We start from the raw sequence: 17,990 nt of genomic DNA on the forward strand, positions 1-17,990 counted from the left end.
CCCCGGGACTGCCGGCTGCCGTCAGGCGGCAGCGGCCCCCACGGGCGGTCCTCGAGAGGTGATCGCGTGGACGAGAAGGAGAAGGCGCGGCGCGCGGTCCGAGGACCAACGCCGTACGCGCGCGGGCGGGGGCGGCGGCGTGGGAAGGGCGAACAGGAGCCGCAGCGGCGCGGCCAGCCGGCTGCCCACGGCGCGCAGCAGCCGGAAGACCGCCCGTTCGCCGTGACCCAGCCACAGACCGCACAGCAGCGCGGCCAGCAGGTGGGCGGCGAGCATACCGAGGGACGAGTCACCGCCCGGGGTGTGTCCCGTATACGCCATGTGGTGGGACATGGAGCCCATTTCGTGCCCCATGGATCCCATGCCGTGACTCATGGATCCCATGCCATGACCCATGGAGGGCGTGTCCATGGAGTCCGTGCCACCCACCGCCCCGGAGGCCGGCGCCGGCACGAGCGAGAAAGCCGAGTGCAGTCCGGTCTGGACGATCACGGCGACGGCGACGACCAGCCGGAGTCCGCGCTCGCGGCCCGCCAGGCACCAGCCCGCCGCACCCGTCACGGCCCAGCCGGCCACCAGTGTCGACAGGGGCACATGGTCGCCGGACATCATGACGTGCCCCAGGGCGGCGAGCACGACACAGACGGCCGCGAACACCGCGGCCCGTGTCGCGCGAGCACACCACCCAGCTGTCATGGCGCCTCATCTTCGCATCCGGCCCCACCCCGTCACCCCTGGGTACGGAAATCGCCCGGCCCTGATACTCAATCCGTGACGTGTGATCCAGGCCACTGTCCAGGAATCGATGCCTCCGGTCGGGTCACGGCAGAATCCCCGGCGTGGACATCACCGCGCAGGAGCTCAACCGGGCGACCCTCGGCCGTCAGATGCTGCTGGGCCGGGAGGTGATGGGGGCCGGGGAGGCCGTGCGGCGTGTGGTGGCGCTCCAGGCGCAGCATGCCGCCTCGCCGTACGTGGCGCTGTGGAACCGGCTGGCCGGCTTCTCTCCGGCCGAACTGGACGACGCCTTCGCACGGCGTGCGGTGGTCAAGGCGACCCTGATGCGGATCACGCTGCACGCGGTCCACGCGGACGACTACCAGGTGTTCCGCGAGGCGATGCAGCAGACGCTGTACGCCTCACGGCTCGGCTACCGCTTCGCCGCCGCGGGTCTCACACCGGCCGACGGCGAGGCCCTCGTCCCGGAGCTGCTGGACTTCGCCGACCGGCCGCGGACGGCCGCGGAGCTTCAGGCCTGGCTGGAGGACCGGGTCGGCGCGGACAAGAAGGCCGGCGCGTGGTGGGGACTCAAGGGGTACGCGCCGCTGCTGCACCTCCCGACCGGCGGGCCGTGGTCGTTCGGCACCCGGGCGTCGTTCGTCGCGGCGCGGACCGGTCCCGTGCCGACGGGCCGGGAGCCGGCGGCGGAGGCGCTCGGGCAGCTCATCCTGCGGTATCTGAAGGGTTTCGGGCCGGCGTCGGTCGCGGACGTGGCGCAGTTCGCGATGCTGCCGCGGCAGCCCGTACGCCAGGCGCTCCTCTCCCTGTCCGACGCGGTGGAGCAGCTGCGCGGACCGGACGGAACGGTCCTGTTCGACGTACCGGACGCCCCGCGCCCACCGGCGGACACCCCGGCCCCACCGCGGCTCATGGCCATGTGGGACAGCGTCCTGCTGGCCCACGCCGACCGCAGCCGCGTGATCCCCCCGGACTACCGCCGTCTGGTGATCCGCGTCAACGGTGACGTGCTGCCCACCCTCCTGGTCGACGGCCGGGTCGCCGGCGTGTGGCGCGCGATCGACGGCGGCATCGAGGCCACGGCGTTCCACGACCTGCCACGCACCACGTGGGACGGTCTCGCGGAGGAGGCCGCGTCGTTGACAAGACTCCTGACCGACCGCGACACCGAGGTCTACCGCCGCTACCACCACTGGTGGCCGAAACTCCCCGACGGGCACGTACGCCTGCTCACCGGCCGCGGGTGAGTCTCCTGTGCCGTAGGCGACTTCACGTCAGCGGTGGGCGTGCACGACGGCATGGCCCTTGCCCCGGCCGATCATCCACTTGTTGACCGGGGTCGTGATCAGGAAGGCGACCGCGAATCCGCCCAGCAGCGCGGACCAGAACAGTCCGTCCGTGAGGTGGGCCTCCATCGCGCCCGGGGTGAGCGCGATGATCGCGTTGTCGACGAGTTCCATCACCGCGATCGAGACCGTGTCCGCGGCCAGGGCGACCTTGATCGCGACCTTGAGGCCGAGGCCGGCCCGCAGGACCGCGAACAGGGTGAACGAGTAGCCGAAGAGGAAGGCGAGCCCGATCGCCAGGGCCATGGTGGGCACGTCGCCCCACGCGAGCGCGGTGCCGATGACCATGCCGAGGATCTCGCCGATCGCACACCCCGTCAGACAGTGCAGCGTCGCCTTCACGGCGGTCCCCCAGGACGCCGGCCCGCGCGGGTGCCGTTCGGGGTGGTGAGGGGTGTGGTCCATGACGTGCCAGTATGCGGCAGCCGCGTGCTTCCCTCGTGATCCATCCGCTTAGAGTGTCGGGTCATGACGACACAGGCGACCGCGTCAACGCAGGCGTATCTCTCCGAGTTGTTCTCCCTGGACGGCCGCGTCGCGGTGGTCACCGGCGGTAGTTCGGGTATCGGGCGCGCCATCACCGGTGCGCTCGCCCGCGCCGGCGCGAGCGTCGTGGTCGTGGCCCGTGGCGAGGCCGGACTGACGGCGACGGTCGAGGAGTTGACGGCTCAGGGCTGCCGCGCCGCGTGGGTCAGCGCGGATCTGAGCACGCGTGAGGGTGTGCGGACGGCCGCCGAGCGGGCGGTCGAGGCGTTCGGGGAGCCCGACATTCTCGTCAACAGTGCCGGGATCAATCTGCGCCCGCCGATGGACGAACTCACCGAGGAGGTCTGGGACCTCACGATGGCAGTCAACCTCGAGGCGCCCTTCCTGCTGGGGCAGCGCTTCGGCCCGGGCATGGCGGAGCGCGGGTTCGGGCGGATCCTGCACATCAGCTCGCAGCAGGCACATCGGGCGTTCGTGCAGAGCGGCGCGTACGGTGCCTCGAAGGGCGGTCTTGAGGCGCTGGCGCGTTCCCAGGCCGAGGCGTGGTCGCCGCGCGGCGTCACCTGCAACGTCCTGGTGCCGGGCTTCGTCATGACAGCGCTCAACAAGCGCCTTTCGTCGGATCCGGAGAAGGTGGCCGCCCTCGCCACCCGCACACTGATCGGGCGGAACGGCCTGGCCGAGGACTTCGCGGGCGCGGCCGTCTTCCTGGCGAGCCCGGCGTCCGCCTACGTCACCGGACAGTCCGTCTACGTCGACGGCGGTATGTCCGTCCACTGACGCGGCCGACCCTTCGTTCAGGCAGCGGCCGGGCCCTTCCGCCACACGAAGATCTCCGTGCTCGGGGCCCGTTCGGAGAACCGGCCCGACGGCGAGGCCTCGCGCAACAGCAGCCGCAGGTCCGCCTCGAAGTCGTCCCGGCGCTCTTCGAAGAGATGCGGAGCCGAGAACGACATGGAGAACACCCAGGCGACGATGTCGTCGAAGGTCCGCTCCAGCACCTGCCCGCCGGGCACGACGAGACGCCGGGGGCCGGAGAAGCCCGCCCGGGCGAACACCTCGTCCTCAGCGCCCGGTGTCCCTTGGGCCAGCACCCCGCGACCCGCTCGTCGCACGGGCCCGAGGTACCGCTTCACCAGGTCGTCGACCCCGGCGTAGGGGACGGCCGGGTGCGGCATGCCGTCGACGGTCCGGGGCTCCGTCTTCAGGTCGGCGATGTGCACCAGGGCCCCGCCGGGCCGGAGCATGTCCCGGACGGTCGCGGCCACCAGGTCGCGGTCCATCCAGTGGAAGGACTGACCGAAGGTGGCGACGGCGAACGTGCCGAGCCCCGCCGGCAGGTCTTCGGCCCGCGCCCGCACCCACCGGGTCTTGGCGCCCACTCCCCGGCCGACGGCCCCGCGCCCGGCTGCGGCGATCATCCCGCTGTCGGGATCCACCCCGACGATCTCGCCGAACAGATGCGCGAGGCTCAGGGCGATGGTCCCGGGCCCGCAGCCCACGTCCAGGAGGCGCCCCTCCCCGTCGAGCCGCAACTCCTCGGCGAGCGCGTCCGCCAGCCCGGCGGCGTACGGCAGCCGCCCCCGCTCGTAGTAGGCGGCGGTCCCCGAGAACAACGTGTCGTCCCACTCCCAGCCGACCACCACGCCCGCCCACCACCCTCACAGCACAGAACTCCGCGACCACCCGACCGGTCGACGACCCCCGATGATTCCACGGCCGGACCACCCGCCGGGGATCACCACCGGGCGCCCCGGCCGTCACCGGGCAGCACCGGGCAGCACCGGGCAGCACCGACCGGAGGCTCCCCCATCGGAGAGCGGCCGACGGGCGCTTGTCAGTGCCCGGTGTCACGCTGGGCACACTGGACCTGCGAAAGGGAAGCATCGCCATGATCACCACGGAGTTCGCCCCCGGTTCCCCCTGTTGGCTCGACCTCGGCACTCCGGACGTCCGGACCGCCGCTGCCTTCTACGGCGCCGTGCTCGGGTGGGACTACGAGTCCATGGGCGAGAGCGAGGACTTCGAGGGCGGGATGTTCCGGAAGGACGGCAAGATCGTCGCCGGGCTCGGCAAGCTCACCGAGGAGGGAGCACGCTCGGCCTGGATGCTCTACTACAGCGTCGCCGACGCAGACGCCACGACGAAGGCCGTGGAGCAGTCGGGCGGCAGCGTGCGCGTCGCGCCGATGGACCTCGAGGAATGGGGCCGGATGGCGCAGTACACCGACCCGCAGGGAGGCCAGTTCGCCGTCTGGCAGCCGGGGACGACCAAGGGCCTCGATCTGGTCGACCAGCCGGGCTCGCTGTCCTGGACCGAGCTGTACACGAGCGACGCGGCGGCCGCGAAGGAGTTCTACGGCGGGCTCTTCGACTGGCAGTTCAGTGACATGCCGCTGCCGGGCGGCGGAGGCACGTACACCCTCATCACCCCCGCCGGACTGCCCGAGGAGCGGATGCACGGCGGGCTCATGGAGGTCGGCAAGACGGACCTGTCGCTGGCGAACGGGCGGCCGTACTGGCACCCGGTCTTCGCCGTCGACGACTGTGACGCGGCGGTGGCCAAGGTCAGGGAGAACGGCGGCAGCGTGCAGATGGGCCCCGAGGACGCGGAGGGTGTCGGCCGGCTGGCCGTCTGCCTCGACCCGGCCAACGCGGACTTCGTGGTGCTCACCCCGGCCCAGGGCTGAACCGGCCCGCCGCCCGGTGAACGGGGGGGTGCGGCCGGCCCGCAGCCGGGCGATTCACCACCAGCGATGACTGTCCCCGGCGATACGCCGCTTCCCGAGCGGCTGCACCTCGCGGGCGTTGCCCTCGGGGAACAGGCTCCTGTAGTGCGCCAGCGCGGCGGCGGACGCCTGGACCGGATGGGTCAGGACCGTCCAGCGCACCCCGGTGGTGTAGGGGCAGGTCGTGGTGGACCCGAGGTAGCGGTAGGACTCGGTGCAGGGCGGCAGCAGGGTGTCGATGTCCACGTCGGGCACGTCCCAGGGGTCTTCGTTCCGGCGGGCGGATTCCAGCAGCCGGTCCAGGGAGCCGTTGGGGTCGCCCGGGTGGACGAAGACGGCGAGCACCGCGTACTCCTTCGCACCGGCCGCGCTCGCGTCTCCGTCCCCGTGCCCGTGCCCGTGCCCGCCCTCGATCGTCCGTGCGTACTTCAGGTGCTGTTCCATCGGGAACGCCACCCCGCCGACGGTGTGCTCGGACGGCGTGTGCCAGTGGATGTCCTCCAGGTGGTAGGTGGCGTCGCCGACGCTCATCAGGCAGTCCTGTCCGCGCGGCGGCTCGGCCTTCACCGAGCCCTCCTCGGCCCGGACGCAGTCGGGCCGGTGCCGCTTCGGACGCTCGAAGCGCAGACACATCGTGAGCCGCGCCGGATGGCGCAGGCGCAGGGGTGGCAGGGCCGAGACGTCGGTGGCCTGCGGACGGATGTCGACCGGGCTCTGGGACTGCAGCGCGGTGCCGACGGCGGAGTGGGCGGGAGCGGTCAGGGACACGGGGGATCACCTTCGGGCGGCGGGCGGACGGCCGGGCAACGACGACCGCATCCTTTTCCCCCGACGCCGCCCGGGACGCGCGAGGTCACCCGGACTGCTGAACACCCCGGATCGCGGCCCAGACGCGCTACGGTCGCGGCATGAACCAAGATCCCGACGCGGCGCCTGAGGAACCCGGCGAGGACACCGTCCGCGCGTTCGCCGGTCTGGCGCGGGACTGGGCGGCGGCGATCGTCTCCAACGACCCCGCACGCATCGCGGGCTTCATGGCGGACGAGTGGGTGATCGTCTCCGCGTCGGGGATCGATCCGAAGGAGAGGTTCCTCTCCCTCGTCGAGTCCGGGGAGCTCACCCACTCCGCGATGGACCTCAGGTCCCGGCCCAGGGTCCGCGTCTACGGCGACATTGCCGTGGTCACCGGACGGGTCACCAACACGGCCCACTACCAGGGCGAGCGCTACGACGCCGACGAGTGGACGACGGACGTGTTCGTGAAGCGGGACGGGCGCTGGCGGTGCGTGCTGAGCCAGATCACGTCGGCGGCCCCCGGAACCACATCAGCGGCCCCTGAATGAGCGTTCATGTGATTTGCATATGATGCGCAAATGCACGACTACAGCATCAGGGAAGCCACGCCTGCGGACATCGACGGGGCGCGGGTGGTGATGCTGGACGCCGTGTACCGCGACTTCGACACCGGCTATGTGCCGGGCTGGCACGCCGACATCATCGACCCGGTGCCGTTCTACGTCGAACCGCCGCGGCACACCCTCCTGGTGGCCGTGGACGAGCGGGACGGGACGGTGGCGGCCACGGGGGCGCTGGACGCGCGCGGGCCGGCGCATCCGCCGAACCCGCGCTGGCTGGCCGAGCGGTACCCCTCGGGCGAGACCGCGCAGCTGCGGCGGTTGTACGTCGGCCCCGCACACCGGCGGCGCGGACTGGCCCGGCGGCTGGTGGCAGGCCTGGTCGACTTCGCCCGGGCCGACGGTGGTTACCGCTCCGTGTATCTGCACACATACCCGCACTCGCCCGGTGCGATGGGCCTGTGGCGGACGCTGGGCAAGGTGGTGTGCGACGAGCGGGAGGAAGTGCCCGGCGGAGGCACCGGCGTGGTGCACTTCGAGATTCCCTTCGCTTGAGCACCACGGGGACGACGCTGAACACCTCGACCTCACCCCTGGCCAAGGGCCTCGCCGCCCTGCGCGTCCTCGCTCGGGGCGGCGCCCCGACGCTGCTGTGGCGGGCCGTGCTCATGACCGCCCTGGTGAGCGCGATCGGGCTGCTGCCGTGGCTGTCGCGCACCGACCCGGCGCTGACCGTGCTCAAGGCTCGCTCGGCGGACCGCGATCCGACGCCCGAGACCCTGCGCGCCATCCGCGACCAGCTCGGCCTGGACGACGGCCCGCCGGCACTGCTCGGCCGCTGGCTGGGCGGGCTGCTGCACGGGGACGCGGGCACGTCGTGGGTGTCCGGCGGCCAGGTGCTGCCCGGCGTGGTGCAGGCGCTCGGCGCGTCGCTGCTGCTGATGTCCGGGGCGCTCGTGGTCGCGGCGGGCACCGTGGCGGCGGTGTGCGCCCGCACACTCCGGGTCGGCTCGCGGGGGCGACTCGCCGCACGCGGCCCCGGCGGCACGGCGTCGGCGGTGCCGGCCGCGCTGCCCGAGTTCCTCGTCGCCTCCGTGCTGGCCTCGGTGATCGGCGTCCAGCTGGGCTGGCTGCCCGCCCTCGGCTGGTACGGGCCGCAGTGGATGGTGCTGCCGTCGCTGGCCCTCGGTCTGCCCGCCGGGGCGATCCTCGGACGGATGCTGGACGACCTGCTGCCCGGCGCGTTCGCCGAACCGTGGGCCCTGGCGGCCGCGGCACGCGGCGTCCCGCCGAGGTCCGTGGCACGGCAGGCGGTGCGCCGCTGCGTGCCCGGACTGCTGCCCAATCTGGGCCTGTTCGTGGTCGGCCTGACGGGCGGCTCGGTCGCCGTAGAGCAGATCTTCGACATCCCGGGCCTGGGCCGGCTCACCCTGCACGCCGCCCTCGCCCAGGACCTGCCCGTCCTGCAGACCGGCACCCTCGCCCTCGTCCTGGTCGCGGCCCTCGCCGGGGTCCTCGCCCGGCTGTCGGCCCGGCTGCTCATCGGGCCCGCGCTGCGCGACGGCGCCCTGCACTCCCTGCACCGGCCCGGCCCGTCCGCGCCCCGCGCCCTGCCCCTGCTCTACGGGGCACTGCTCGCCGTCGTCATCGGGTTCGGCCTGCCCCGCGACGCGCTCGCCCTGGACACCCTCGCCAGGCTGCGGCCCCCCTCCCTGGCGCACCCGTTCGGGACGGACGCGCTGGGCCGGGACGTCCTGGCCCGGGTCTCCCACGGCGCGCTGACCACCCTCGGCATCGCCCTCGCGGTGAGCGCCGCCGCCCTCGTCGCCGGGCTGCTGCTGGGCCTGCTGCCGAGGCTGTCGGGGCCGCTGGTCGACACCGTCGCCGCCGTGCCGCCCGTCCTGGCCGGACTCCTCGTCGCCGGCATCGCGGGCAGCGGGCCCTGGACGCCGGCGTTCGCCGTGAGCGTCGTGGCCTGGTCCCCGCTGGCCGCCCACACGTCCTCCCTGCTGCGGCAGGAACGCGCGACCACCCACCTGGCCGCGACCCGCGCGCTGGGCGCCGGCCGCTGGTACCTGCTCTGGCACGAACTGCTGCCGGCCGTGCTGTCGCCGGTGGCCCGGCACGCCCTGCTCCGGCTGCCCGGCATCGCGCTGAGCCTCGCCGCGCTCGGCTTCCTCGGCCTGGGCGCCCAGCCGCCGTCCCCCGAGTGGGGCCTGCTGCTCGCCGAGAACCAGCCGTACGCCGAGCGCGCCCCGTGGGCCGTCCTCTTCCCCGCCGCCGTACTCGCCCTGCTCGGGGCGCTCGCGGTGACGGCCGCGGACGGCGTACGGCTGCCCCGGCGGCGCAGGAAGCCCGAGGGCCCGGCCGGGCCGCCCGGGGAACGGGCCATGCCCCCGCAGCGGCAGCGGAACAGCCCCGGCGCCTTCCTGGCCTCTGTGTCCACGTCCACCTCACCGGCAGAAGAACGATGACCGACCTCATCTCCCGCGTGCTGGCCCGCCGGGCCGCCCGTACGTCCAAGACCCCGCGCGAGAGCGCCTGGCGGCTCTGGACGGAGCTGTCGCCGCTGCTGCGGCTGCTGATCCTGACCCAGCTCGCCTTCAACGTCGGCTTCTACGCGGTCCTGCCGTTCCTCGCCGAGCATCTCGGCACCGCGATCGGCATGGCGGGCTGGCTGGTCGGATTCGTGCTCGGGCTGCGCACCTTCAGCCAGCAGGGGCTGTTCGTGGTCGGCGGCTGGCTCGTCGACCGGTTCGGGGTGCGGCCGGTCGTGCTGGCCGGCTGTGTGCTGCGGATCGCCGGGTTCGCGTGGCTCGGGTACGCGGAGGCGAGCTGGGCCGTGATCGGCGCCGTCCTGGTGATCGGTTTCGCCGCGGCGCTGTTCTCTCCCGCCGTGGAGTCCGAGGTGGCCCGCCAGGCGGTGGTCTGGGAGGAGGAGGGACACGGCTCGCGCACGCGTCTCCTGGCCCTGTTCAGCGTCGCGGGCCAGGCCGGGGCCTTCGTCGGACCGCTGCTCGGCGGGTTGCTGCTCGCCGTCGACTTCCGCACCGCGTGCCTCGCCGGTGCGGCGGTCTTCGTGCTCGTCCTGGCCGGGCATCTGTGGCTGATGCCGCAGCACATCCCGGGCCGGGTCCGTACCCGGGAGGGGGGCGGGGCGCGCGTGCTGCTGCGCAACCGCCGCTTCCTGGCCCTGTGCGGGGCGTACGGCTCGTACCTGCTCGCCTACAACCAGCTGTATCTGGCCCTGCCGGACGAGGTGCAGCGCGCGGCGGGCTCCCAGGCGCCGCTGTCCTGGCTGTTCGCCCTGTCCTCGGTGCTGGTGGTGTTCACCCAGCTGCCGGTGACCCGCTGGGCGGGCGACCGGCTGGACCTGCGCCGCTCCATGACGGCCGGGCTGCTGCTGATCGCGGCCGGTTTCGCGGTGGTGGCCGCGGCGCGCCCCGCCGGCTGGACGGGAGTCACCGGACTGCTGCCCGCCGCGGGCTTCGTCGTGCTGCTCACCGTGGGACAGATGCTGGTCGTGCCCGCCGCCCGCGCCTGGGTGCCCGACCTGGCCGAGGAGGGCCGGATCGGCCTCTACATGGGCGCGCTGTCCTCCGTCTCCGGACTGATCGTCCTGGCCGGCAGCGCGGCCACCGGCTCCCTGCTCGACCTCGGCCTCCCGGCCGCCGTGCCCTGGCTGGTCCTCGCGGCCGTACCGGCCCTGACGGTGGCTCTGCTGCCGCGCCGGGAGGAGCGGGCAGAGGGGGCGGACGAGACGGCCTGATCCGGCACACCCGGGCACCAGAAGACGACCCCGGCGCCCCGAGGCGCGCGAAGGACACCCCCGGCAACCGCGCGCACCGCACCGTCACCCAGCCGGGCGACTCCTCCGCTCCCGGATTTCCGGGACCGTACCGTCCCTCTCCCCCGCTGCGGAGATCATTGGCCACGCGGCGCCAGTATCCTGGGTCGGCTGCGATGTTCCCCACCAACCCCCGCGTCAAAACGGGGAGTTCGGCATGCGGCGACGTACCTTCCCCCACGCATGAGACGAGGACGAGTGCTGCTAGCGGGCCGCTACCGGCTGGATGTTGAGATCGGGCGCGGTGGAATGGGAGAGGTCTGGCGCGCGTACGACGAGACGCTCGCCAGAGCGGTGGCCGTCAAGCTGCTGCTGCCCCAGGACACCGACGTCACGGCGGCCTCACGGTTCCGTCTGGAGGCCCAGACCGCCGGGCGTCTCAACCACCCCAATCTGGTCGGTGTCCTGGACTTCGGCGAGTACGACAACCGGCTGTACCTGGTGATGGAACTGGTCGAAGGAGACAGCCTCGCCGGGGTGCTGGCCGTCTCCGGCGCGCTTCCCGCCGAGCGGGTGGCCGATCTCGCCGCGCAGGCCGCCGCCGGGCTCGCCGCCGCACACGCGCAGGGCATCGTCCACCGTGACGTCAAACCCGCCAACCTCCTGCTGGACGCCCACGGCACCCTGAAGATCGGCGACTTCGGCATCGCCCGCTTCCTCGACGATCCCGGCGCCGCGCTCACCGCCACCGGCCAGATCGTCGGTACCGGCCTCTACCTCGCGCCCGAACGCGCCCTGGGCCAGCCCGCCGGTCCCGCCTCCGACATGTACTCCCTGGGGTGTCTGCTCTACCAACTCCTCAGCGGACGGCCGCCGTTCCAGGCCGACACCGCCGTCGCGCTCCTCCACCAGCACCTCGATTCCGCACCCGTACCGCCCCGCGAGCTCGGTGTCGCCGGACTCCCGCCGGCCTTCGAGAACTACCTGCTCGGCCTGCTCGCCAAGCAGCCCGAGGACCGGCCCACCGCCCAGCGGACCGCCGAGTGGTTCGCCGGCGGTGCCTGGCGAGGACTGCCCGAGCCGCTGCCGGAGGCCGCGCCCCCGGTGACGTCCGCCACGCCGAGGCCGTATCCGGCCACCGAGACCCGCGACCCGGCCACGTACGCGCTGCCCGGCGCCCCGGGTCTGCGCACCGGCCGCACGCCCCAGGCCGGTCGTTCGCGTCGCGCCGCACCCCGGGGCGGCAACGACAACCGGCGCAGAGCGGCGGCGACGGTCGCCGCGGCGGCGCTCTTCGCCGCCGCGATGCTCGCCGGCATGCTGTGGTTCTCGCCCGACGACACCGCGACGCAGGGCACGGAACCCGACGCGTCCCCCTCCGCGAGCAGCCCCGCCGCCACGCCGTCCGCCGGCTCCGCCTCGCCCCTTTCCTCCGCTCCGGGGGCGGACACGGCTCCGGACGCCACTGCTCCGGCCGTCGGCACAGTGGCCGATATCACCCCGTCCACCACCGCGCCTCCTCCCCCGACCCCCGTCGAAGAGACGCCCAGCCCCACGACTCCGGCGCAGGAGACGGCCGACCCGCCGCGAATGGCGGACAAACCCCAGCAGGAGAAGCCCCGTCAGACCTGGGAGAACGGCGACGACGATGACGACGGGGGCGACGACTGAGCGGCCCTGCGCCGGTGTGCGAGCGGTCGCCCCCTCGCGCGCCCCCTCGGGTGGCTTGTCATCGTCCTTATCTCGGCATTACTGTCACCACGCCTTGGTGAACGGGAAAGCCGGTGTGATGCCGGTGCGGCCCTCGCCACTGTGAATCGGGAAGTCCGGCTCCGGCCCTCACGGGCAGCCACTGGGTCCTTGTGACCCGGGAAGGCGGAGTACGGGCGGTGGTACCCGTAAGCCAGGAGACCGGCCAAGGCGCGTCAACCATCCACGAGGTGCTGGAGAGGGTCTGCTGAGCCATGCACATAGCCGAGGGATTTCTGCCGCCGGCACACGCGGTCGCCTGGGGCGTCGCGTCGGCGCCGTTCGTCGTCCACGGGGTCCGGTCGCTCACCCGTGAAGTGCGCGAGCACCCAGAGAGCACCCTGCTCCTCGGTGCCTCCGGTGCCTTCACGTTCGTCCTGTCCGCTCTGAAACTGCCGTCGGTCACCGGCAGTTGCTCCCACCCCACCGGAACGGGCCTGGGAGCCATCCTCTTCCGGCCACCCATCATGGCGGTGCTGGGCACCATCACCCTGCTCTTCCAGGCGCTGCTGCTCGCACACGGCGGTCTGACCACGCTCGGCGCCAACGTGTTCTCCATGGCGATCGTCGGGCCCTGGGCCGGATACGCCGTGTACAAACTGCTGCGGCGGTACGACGTGCCGCTGATGGTCGCGGTCTTCTTCGGGGCGTTCTTCGCCGACCTGTCCACGTACTGCGTCACCAGCGTGCAGCTGGCGCTCGCCTTCCCCGACCCGGGCAGCGGATTCGTGGGCGCGCTCGGAAAGTTCGGCACCATCTTCGCCGTCACCCAGATCCCGCTCGCGGTCAGCGAGGGGCTGCTGACGGTGCTCGTGATGCGGCTGCTGGTGCAGTCCAGCAAGGGCGAACTGACCCGGCTGGGCGTACTCCTCGCCAAGAAGCAGTCCGTGACCGAGACCGAGGCGGCGGCCCGATGAAGAAGAACACGAAGATCAACCTCCTGCTGCTGCTCGCGGTGGTAGCGCTCGCCGTACTGCCGCTCGCGCTCGGCCTCGGCGACCACAAGGAGGAGCCGTTCACGGGCGCCGACGGTGAGGCGGAGACGGCGATCACCGAGATCGAGCCGGACTACAAGCCCTGGTTCTCGCCGCTGTACGAACCGCCGTCCGGTGAGATCGAGTCGGCCCTGTTCTCCCTCCAGGCCGCGCTCGGCGCCGGTGTCCTCGCCTACTACTTCGGTCTGCGCCGGGGCCGGCGGCAGGGTGAGCGGCAGGCGCGGGAGCGCGATGCCGAGGAGTCCACGGCCGAAAGGGCCTGAGCCGTGCTGCCGATCGACGCGGCGGCGCACAGCAGTCGCTGGCGCCGCCGCCATCCCGTGGACAAGGCCGTGCTCGGTCTGGGACTCACCGTGCTGGCCATCTCGCTGCCGCCCTGGCCGGGCGCGGCCCTGGTGCTCGTGACAGCCGTGTCCGTGCTGTTGGGGCCGGCCGGGGTGCCCGGCCGCCGGCTGTGGCGGGCCTACCGCGTGCCGCTGGGCTTCTGCGTGACCGGCGCGGTCACGCTGCTCGTGCAGGTCGGCGGGCCGGAGGGCTTCGTCTCCCTCGCGGACGACGGGCCCCTGCGGGCCGGGGAGTTGCTGCTGCGCACCTCGGCGGCCTCCCTGGGGGTGCTGCTGTTCGCCTTCACCACACCCATGTCCGATCTGCTGCCGCGCCTGGTCCGGGCCGGCGTCCCGGCGCCGGTCGTCGATGTCGCGCTCGTGACGTACCGCATGAGCTTTCTGCTGCTGGACTCCGTGCGCCGGATCCGCGACGCGCAGGCCGCCCGGCTCGGGCACACCACGCGGGCCGCCGCCTGGCGTTCGCTGGGCGGACTCGGCGCCACCGCGTTCGTCCGGGCCTTCGACCGGGCGGCCCGCCTCCAGGCCGGGCTCGCCGGGCGCGGCTACGACGGGACCCTGCGGGTCCTGGTGCCCGAGGCCCGCGTCTCCGTCCGCTTCACGGTCGCCAGTTGTGCGCTCCTCGCGGCACTGGCCGTCCTCACCTTCGTACTGGAAAGGCCGCTGACATGAGCGAGCCCGCCCTCGTCGCCCTGCGGGGCGCGTCCTTCGCCTACGAGGACGGCCCGGCCGTGCTCAGCGGCCTCGACTTCGAGATCCGCGAGGGGCGCGCGCTCGCGCTGCTCGGCCGCAACGGCAGCGGCAAGACCACGCTGATGCGGCTGCTCAGCGGCGGGCTGCGGCCGCACGAGGGGCGGTTGACGGTCGACGGGCAGCCGGTGACGTACGACCGCAAGGGCCTGACCCGGCTGCGGACGACCGTCCAGCTCGTGGTCCAGGACCCGGACGACCAGCTGTTCGCGGCGTCCGTCGAGCAGGACGTGTCGTTCGGGCCGCTGAACCTCGGGCTGTCCGATACGGAGGTAAGGGCGCGGGTGGCGGAGGCGCTCGCCGCCCTGGACATCACCGCCCTGGCCGACCGGCCCACCCATCTGCTCTCCTACGGGCAGCGCAAGCGGACCGCCATCGCGGGCGCGGTCGCCATGCGGCCGCGTGTCCTGGTCCTCGACGAGCCGACGGCCGGACTCGACCCCGACGGCCAGGAACGGCTCCTGGCCACGCTCGACGGGCTGCGTGCGAACGGCACCACGGTGGTGATGGCCACTCACGACGTCGATCTCGCCCTGCGCTGGGCCGACGACGCGGCGCTCCTCACCCCGGACGGTGTGCACCTCGCTCCGGCGCCGACGGCACTGGCCCGGACCGACCTCCTCCGGCAGGCGGGACTGCGGTTGCCGTGGGGTGCCGCCGCCGCGGACCTTCTGCGCGCGCAAGGGCTGTTGACCGGTTCGGCGCCCGGCCCGCGCACCCCGGACGAGCTGGCCGCGCTGGCGGCGGGGCGGCCGGTGAGCGGCGGCTGAGGGTCGCTTCCGCGGCCTTCCCGTGTATAGGCTGGCGGTGCAGCTGGTTCGCCCCGTCCGCCAGGCGGGATGCGTCGCAAGAGGGAACCCGGTGGGAATCCGGGACTGCCCCGCAGCGGTGAGCGGGAACGACCGCCGTCATACGCACTGGGCCCACGAGGGGCCCGGGAAGCGACGGCCAGTAGGTGTTCTCACACGGTGAGACGTGCCCGCGAGTCCGAAGACCTGCCAACTGCCCGCGCGCGGACGATCCGTGCGCGGACATTCCGGTGACCTCGAGGGCGGGTCGGCGTACCTACCAGGCGGACGTCCGCGCTGTGTCGCGCGAGGTCGTCTCCGTCCGGTTCGTCACCCCTTCGCGCTCTCGTCCCGTCGCCGGGATCTCAGGGATTCGTCTCGCGAAGGAGATCTCCGTGACCACCAAGCCCGCAGCCGCGGCAGCACGGGCCACCGTGTACGGCTACCCCCGCCAGGGACGGAACCGGGAGCTGAAGAAGGCGATCGAGGGCTACTGGAAGGGCCGCGTCACCGCCGACGCCCTCCGGGCCACCGCCGCCGACCTGCGTGCCTCGAACTGGCGGCAGCTGGCCGACGCCGGCATCGACGAGGTCCCGACGGGCGACTTCTCGCTCTACGACCACGTCCTGGACACCACCGTCATGGTCGGCGCGATCCCCGGCCGCCACCGGGACGCCGTCGAGGCGGACGCCCTGGACGGCTACTTCGCCATGGCGCGTGGCACGCAGGACGTGGCGCCGCTGGAGATGACCAAGTGGTTCGACACGAACTACCACTACCTGGTGCCCGAGCTGGGTCCGGACACGGTGTTCACCGCCGACTCGTCCCAGCAGGTCGCCGAGCTGCGCGAAGCGCTGGCGCTCGGCCACACCGCGCGCCCCGTCCTCGTCGGCCCCGTCACGTATCTGCTCCTCGCCAAGCCCGCTCCGGGGGTGCCCGCGGACTTCGAGCCGCTCACGCTCCTGGACCGGCTGCTGCCCGTGTACTCCGAGGTCCTCGCCGACCTGCGCGCGGCGGGCGCCGAGTGGGTCCAGCTGGACGAGCCGGCCCTGGTCCAGGACCGGACCCCGGCCGAGCTGAACGCCGCCGAGCGCGCCTATCGCGACCTCGGAGCCCTCACCGACCGGTCGAAACTGCTGGTCGCCTCGTACTTCGACCGGCTCGGGAACGCCCTGCCGGTGCTGGCGAAGGCGCCGGTCGAGGGACTCGCGGTGGACTTCACGGAGTCGGCGGCGGCCAACCTGGACGATCTGGCCGCGGTCGGCGGTCTGCCGGGCAAGCGGCTGGTCGCCGGTGTCGTCAACGGCCGCAACATCTGGATCAATGACCTGGCGGCCTCGCTCTCCCGGCTCGGCACGCTCCTGGGCCTCGCCGACCGGGTCGACGTCTCGGCCTCCTGCTCCCTCCTGCACGTGCCGCTGGACACGGGGGCGGAGCGGGACATCGAGCCACAGGTCCTGCGCTGGCTCGCCTTCGCTCAGCAGAAGACCGCCGAGATCGTCACCCTCGCGCGCGGTCTCGCGCGGGGCACGGACACGATCGGCGCGCAACTCGCCGCGAACCGGGCGGACCTGTTCTCCCGGGCGAACTCCCCGATCACCCGTGACCCGGCCGTCCGTGCCCGCACGGCCGCGGTGTCCGAGGCGGACGCCCGCCGCTCGCTGCCGTACGCCGAGCGGACCGCCGCCCAGCGCGCCCGGCTCGGGCTGCCCCTGCTGCCGACCACCACGATCGGCTCCTTCCCGCAGACCGGTGAGGTACGTACCGCCCGGGCGGACCTGCGCGCGGGCCGTATCGGCACGGCCGGCTACGAGGAGCGCATCAAGGCCGAGATCCAGGAGGTGATCTCCTTCCAGGAGAAGGCCGGACTGGATGTACTGGTGCACGGCGAGGCCGAACGCAACGACATGGTCCAGTACTTCGCGGAGCAGCTCACCGGCTGTCTCGCCACGCAGCACGGCTGGGTCCAGTCCTACGGCACCCGCTACGTCCGTCCGCCGATCCTGGCCGGCGACATCTCCCGGCCCGAGCCGATGACCGTGCGCTGGACGACGTACGCGCAGTCCCTCACGGACCGTCCGGTCAAGGGCATGCTCACCGGCCCGGTCACCATGCTCGCCTGGTCCTTCGTCCGTGACGACCAGCCGCGTGCCGAGACGGCCCGGCAGGTCGCCCTCGCCCTGCGCGACGAGGTGAGGGACCTGGAGGCGGCCGGGACGTCGGTCATCCAGGTCGACGAGCCCGCCCTGCGCGAGACCCTGCCGCTGCGTGCCGCCGACCGGCCGGAGTATCTGGGGTGGGCCACGGAGGCCTTCCGGCTCAGCACGGGCGGCGTGCGGCCGGACACGCAGATCCACACGCACATGTGCTACGCCGAGTTCGGCGACATCGTGCAGGCCATCGACGACCTCGACGCGGACGTCATCAGCCTGGAGGCCGCCCGCTCTCATATGCAGGTCGCCCACGAGCTCGCCTCGCACGGCTATCCGCGCGAGGCGGGGCCGGGTGTCTACGACATCCACTCCCCGCGGGTTCCCGGTGCGGAGGAGGCGGCCGACCTGCTGCGCACCGGCCTGAAGGCCATCCCCGCCGAACGGCTGTGGGTCAACCCCGACTGCGGCCTGAAGACACGCGGCTGGACCGAAACCCGCGCCTCCCTGGAGAACCTGGTCACGGCGGCCCGGACCGTCCGGGCCGAACTCGGTCAGACACCGGGGCGGTGAGGGACCGGCCGGTGTGACGTCCTGAAGCAAGGGGCCGGGGGCGGGCCCGCACACGGGCTCGCCCCCGGCCGGGGCCGTAGGAGCCTGCGGCGGCAGTTGCTTCGGCGCCGGCCCGCTCGCCGGACCTGGTGCCGCCGGGCGCTTCAGGCACGGCGGACGGCAGGCGAGCGCCGTGTACGGCCGCCCGGCCGCCGCCTCAGG

General features: G+C 73.1%; 17 protein-coding genes and 2 riboswitches. Of the genes, 13 read left to right on the plus strand and 4 right to left on the minus strand.

Annotated features, from left to right (window positions below):
- Window positions 1-21: 21 nt before the first annotated feature.
- A complete protein-coding gene (locus ACZ58V_RS07740) occupies window positions 22-696 on the minus strand; it encodes a hypothetical protein (RefSeq protein ID WP_468185718.1) in 675 nt (224 codons plus the stop codon).
- A gap of 143 nt (window positions 697-839) precedes the next feature.
- On the opposite strand from ACZ58V_RS07740, the gene ACZ58V_RS07745 reads away from it, so the two are divergent.
- On the plus strand, window positions 840-1,985 hold the full coding sequence (locus ACZ58V_RS07745) for a winged helix DNA-binding domain-containing protein (RefSeq protein WP_468185715.1): 1,146 nt from the start codon (window positions 840-842) through the stop codon (window positions 1,983-1,985).
- A gap of 27 nt (window positions 1,986-2,012) precedes the next feature.
- Here ACZ58V_RS07745 and ACZ58V_RS07750 read toward each other — a convergent pair whose 3' ends face one another.
- On the minus strand, window positions 2,013-2,489 hold the full coding sequence (locus tag ACZ58V_RS07750; protein ID WP_471288917.1) for a DUF4396 domain-containing protein: 477 nt from the start codon (window positions 2,487-2,489) through the stop codon (window positions 2,013-2,015).
- A 63-nt stretch (window positions 2,490-2,552) separates the two neighbouring features.
- Here ACZ58V_RS07750 and ACZ58V_RS07755 point away from each other — a divergent pair, with 63 nt between their 5' ends.
- Complete coding sequence (locus ACZ58V_RS07755; RefSeq protein WP_471288918.1) at window positions 2,553-3,350, plus strand: SDR family NAD(P)-dependent oxidoreductase; 798 nt, start codon at window positions 2,553-2,555, stop codon at window positions 3,348-3,350.
- A gap of 17 nt (window positions 3,351-3,367) precedes the next feature.
- Here ACZ58V_RS07755 and ACZ58V_RS07760 read toward each other — a convergent pair whose 3' ends face one another.
- Window positions 3,368-4,216 (minus strand): class I SAM-dependent methyltransferase, encoded by an 849-nt coding sequence (locus ACZ58V_RS07760; RefSeq protein ID WP_471288920.1) that lies wholly within the window; start codon window positions 4,214-4,216, stop codon window positions 3,368-3,370.
- A gap of 245 nt (window positions 4,217-4,461) precedes the next feature.
- On the opposite strand from ACZ58V_RS07760, the gene ACZ58V_RS07765 reads away from it, so the two are divergent.
- A complete protein-coding gene (locus ACZ58V_RS07765) occupies window positions 4,462-5,259 on the plus strand; it encodes a VOC family protein (protein ID WP_468185704.1) in 798 nt (265 codons plus the stop codon).
- A 54-nt stretch (window positions 5,260-5,313) separates the two neighbouring features.
- Here ACZ58V_RS07765 and ACZ58V_RS07770 read toward each other — a convergent pair whose 3' ends face one another.
- Window positions 5,314-6,066: a carbonic anhydrase family protein gene (locus tag ACZ58V_RS07770; protein ID WP_471288922.1), complete on the minus strand. Its 753-nt coding sequence runs from the start codon at window positions 6,064-6,066 to the stop codon at window positions 5,314-5,316.
- Between the two features lie 140 nt (window positions 6,067-6,206).
- On the opposite strand from ACZ58V_RS07770, the gene ACZ58V_RS07775 reads away from it, so the two are divergent.
- The 10 genes from ACZ58V_RS07775 to metE all read left to right on the plus strand — a co-directional run bounded on the left by ACZ58V_RS07775 (window position 6,207) and on the right by metE (window position 17,789).
- A complete protein-coding gene (locus tag ACZ58V_RS07775; RefSeq protein ID WP_468185698.1) occupies window positions 6,207-6,641 on the plus strand; it encodes a nuclear transport factor 2 family protein in 435 nt (144 codons plus the stop codon).
- A gap of 30 nt (window positions 6,642-6,671) precedes the next feature.
- Window positions 6,672-7,208, plus strand: a complete 537-nt coding sequence (locus ACZ58V_RS07780; RefSeq protein ID WP_468185695.1) for a GNAT family N-acetyltransferase — start codon at window positions 6,672-6,674, stop codon at window positions 7,206-7,208.
- A gap of 113 nt (window positions 7,209-7,321) precedes the next feature.
- Window positions 7,322-9,127, plus strand: coding sequence for an ABC transporter permease subunit (locus ACZ58V_RS07785; RefSeq protein WP_471289924.1), 1,806 nt, complete (start codon window positions 7,322-7,324; stop codon window positions 9,125-9,127).
- A complete protein-coding gene (locus ACZ58V_RS07790; RefSeq protein ID WP_471288923.1) occupies window positions 9,124-10,422 on the plus strand; it encodes an MDR family MFS transporter in 1,299 nt (432 codons plus the stop codon). Before ACZ58V_RS07785 ends, ACZ58V_RS07790 begins: the two co-directional genes overlap by 4 nt.
- A gap of 261 nt (window positions 10,423-10,683) precedes the next feature.
- Entirely contained in the window at window positions 10,684-12,111 is a 1,428-nt protein-coding gene (locus tag ACZ58V_RS07795) for a serine/threonine-protein kinase (RefSeq protein ID WP_471288924.1), read from the plus strand.
- A gap of 78 nt (window positions 12,112-12,189) precedes the next feature.
- Window positions 12,190-12,374: riboswitch (cobalamin riboswitch) on the plus strand.
- 30 nt (window positions 12,375-12,404) lie between these two features.
- Entirely contained in the window at window positions 12,405-13,106 is a 702-nt protein-coding gene (locus tag ACZ58V_RS07800; RefSeq protein WP_193481353.1) for an energy-coupling factor ABC transporter permease, read from the plus strand.
- Entirely contained in the window at window positions 13,103-13,447 is a 345-nt protein-coding gene (locus ACZ58V_RS07805) for an energy-coupling factor ABC transporter substrate-binding protein (RefSeq protein WP_468185684.1), read from the plus strand. The genes ACZ58V_RS07800 and ACZ58V_RS07805 overlap by 4 nt, the downstream gene beginning before the upstream one ends.
- 3 nt (window positions 13,448-13,450) lie before the next feature.
- Window positions 13,451-14,200 carry a cobalt ECF transporter T component CbiQ gene (gene cbiQ / locus ACZ58V_RS07810; protein WP_468185681.1) on the plus strand — a complete coding sequence of 250 codons (750 nt, stop codon included), beginning with the start codon at window positions 13,451-13,453 and terminating at the stop codon, window positions 14,198-14,200.
- Window positions 14,197-15,048: an energy-coupling factor ABC transporter ATP-binding protein gene (locus tag ACZ58V_RS07815; RefSeq protein ID WP_468185678.1), complete on the plus strand. Its 852-nt coding sequence runs from the start codon at window positions 14,197-14,199 to the stop codon at window positions 15,046-15,048. The genes cbiQ and ACZ58V_RS07815 overlap by 4 nt, the downstream gene beginning before the upstream one ends.
- Window positions 15,049-15,075: 27 nt before the next feature.
- A riboswitch (cobalamin riboswitch) is annotated at window positions 15,076-15,295 on the plus strand.
- Between the two features lie 166 nt (window positions 15,296-15,461).
- Window positions 15,462-17,789 carry a 5-methyltetrahydropteroyltriglutamate--homocysteine S-methyltransferase gene (gene metE, locus ACZ58V_RS07820; RefSeq protein ID WP_471288925.1) on the plus strand — a complete coding sequence of 776 codons (2,328 nt, stop codon included), beginning with the start codon at window positions 15,462-15,464 and terminating at the stop codon, window positions 17,787-17,789.
- The last annotated feature ends 201 nt before the right edge of the window (window positions 17,790-17,990 follow it).

It is taken from the genome of Streptomyces sp. NPDC040589 (assembly GCF_055594445.1).

Coding starts and splice junctions, on each gene's coding strand:
- ACZ58V_RS07800 (WP_193481353.1), top strand. CDS start 12,405: ATGCACATAGCCGAGGGATTTCTGCCGCCGGCACACGCGGTCGCCTGG.
- ACZ58V_RS07815 (WP_468185678.1), top strand. CDS start 14,197: ATGAGCGAGCCCGCCCTCGTCGCCCTGCGGGGCGCGTCCTTCGCCTAC.
- ACZ58V_RS07795 (WP_471288924.1), top strand. CDS start 10,684: ATGAGACGAGGACGAGTGCTGCTAGCGGGCCGCTACCGGCTGGATGTT.
- ACZ58V_RS07805 (WP_468185684.1), top strand. CDS start 13,103: ATGAAGAAGAACACGAAGATCAACCTCCTGCTGCTGCTCGCGGTGGTA.
- ACZ58V_RS07755 (WP_471288918.1), top strand. CDS start 2,553: ATGACGACACAGGCGACCGCGTCAACGCAGGCGTATCTCTCCGAGTTG.
- ACZ58V_RS07775 (WP_468185698.1), top strand. CDS start 6,207: ATGAACCAAGATCCCGACGCGGCGCCTGAGGAACCCGGCGAGGACACC.
- ACZ58V_RS07765 (WP_468185704.1), top strand. CDS start 4,462: ATGATCACCACGGAGTTCGCCCCCGGTTCCCCCTGTTGGCTCGACCTC.
- ACZ58V_RS07750 (WP_471288917.1), bottom strand. CDS start 2,489: ATGGACCACACCCCTCACCACCCCGAACGGCACCCGCGCGGGCCGGCG.
- ACZ58V_RS07780 (WP_468185695.1), top strand. CDS start 6,672: ATGCACGACTACAGCATCAGGGAAGCCACGCCTGCGGACATCGACGGG.
- ACZ58V_RS07740 (WP_468185718.1), bottom strand. CDS start 696: ATGACAGCTGGGTGGTGTGCTCGCGCGACACGGGCCGCGGTGTTCGCG.
- ACZ58V_RS07785 (WP_471289924.1), top strand. CDS start 7,322: ATGACCGCCCTGGTGAGCGCGATCGGGCTGCTGCCGTGGCTGTCGCGC.
- ACZ58V_RS07790 (WP_471288923.1), top strand. CDS start 9,124: ATGACCGACCTCATCTCCCGCGTGCTGGCCCGCCGGGCCGCCCGTACG.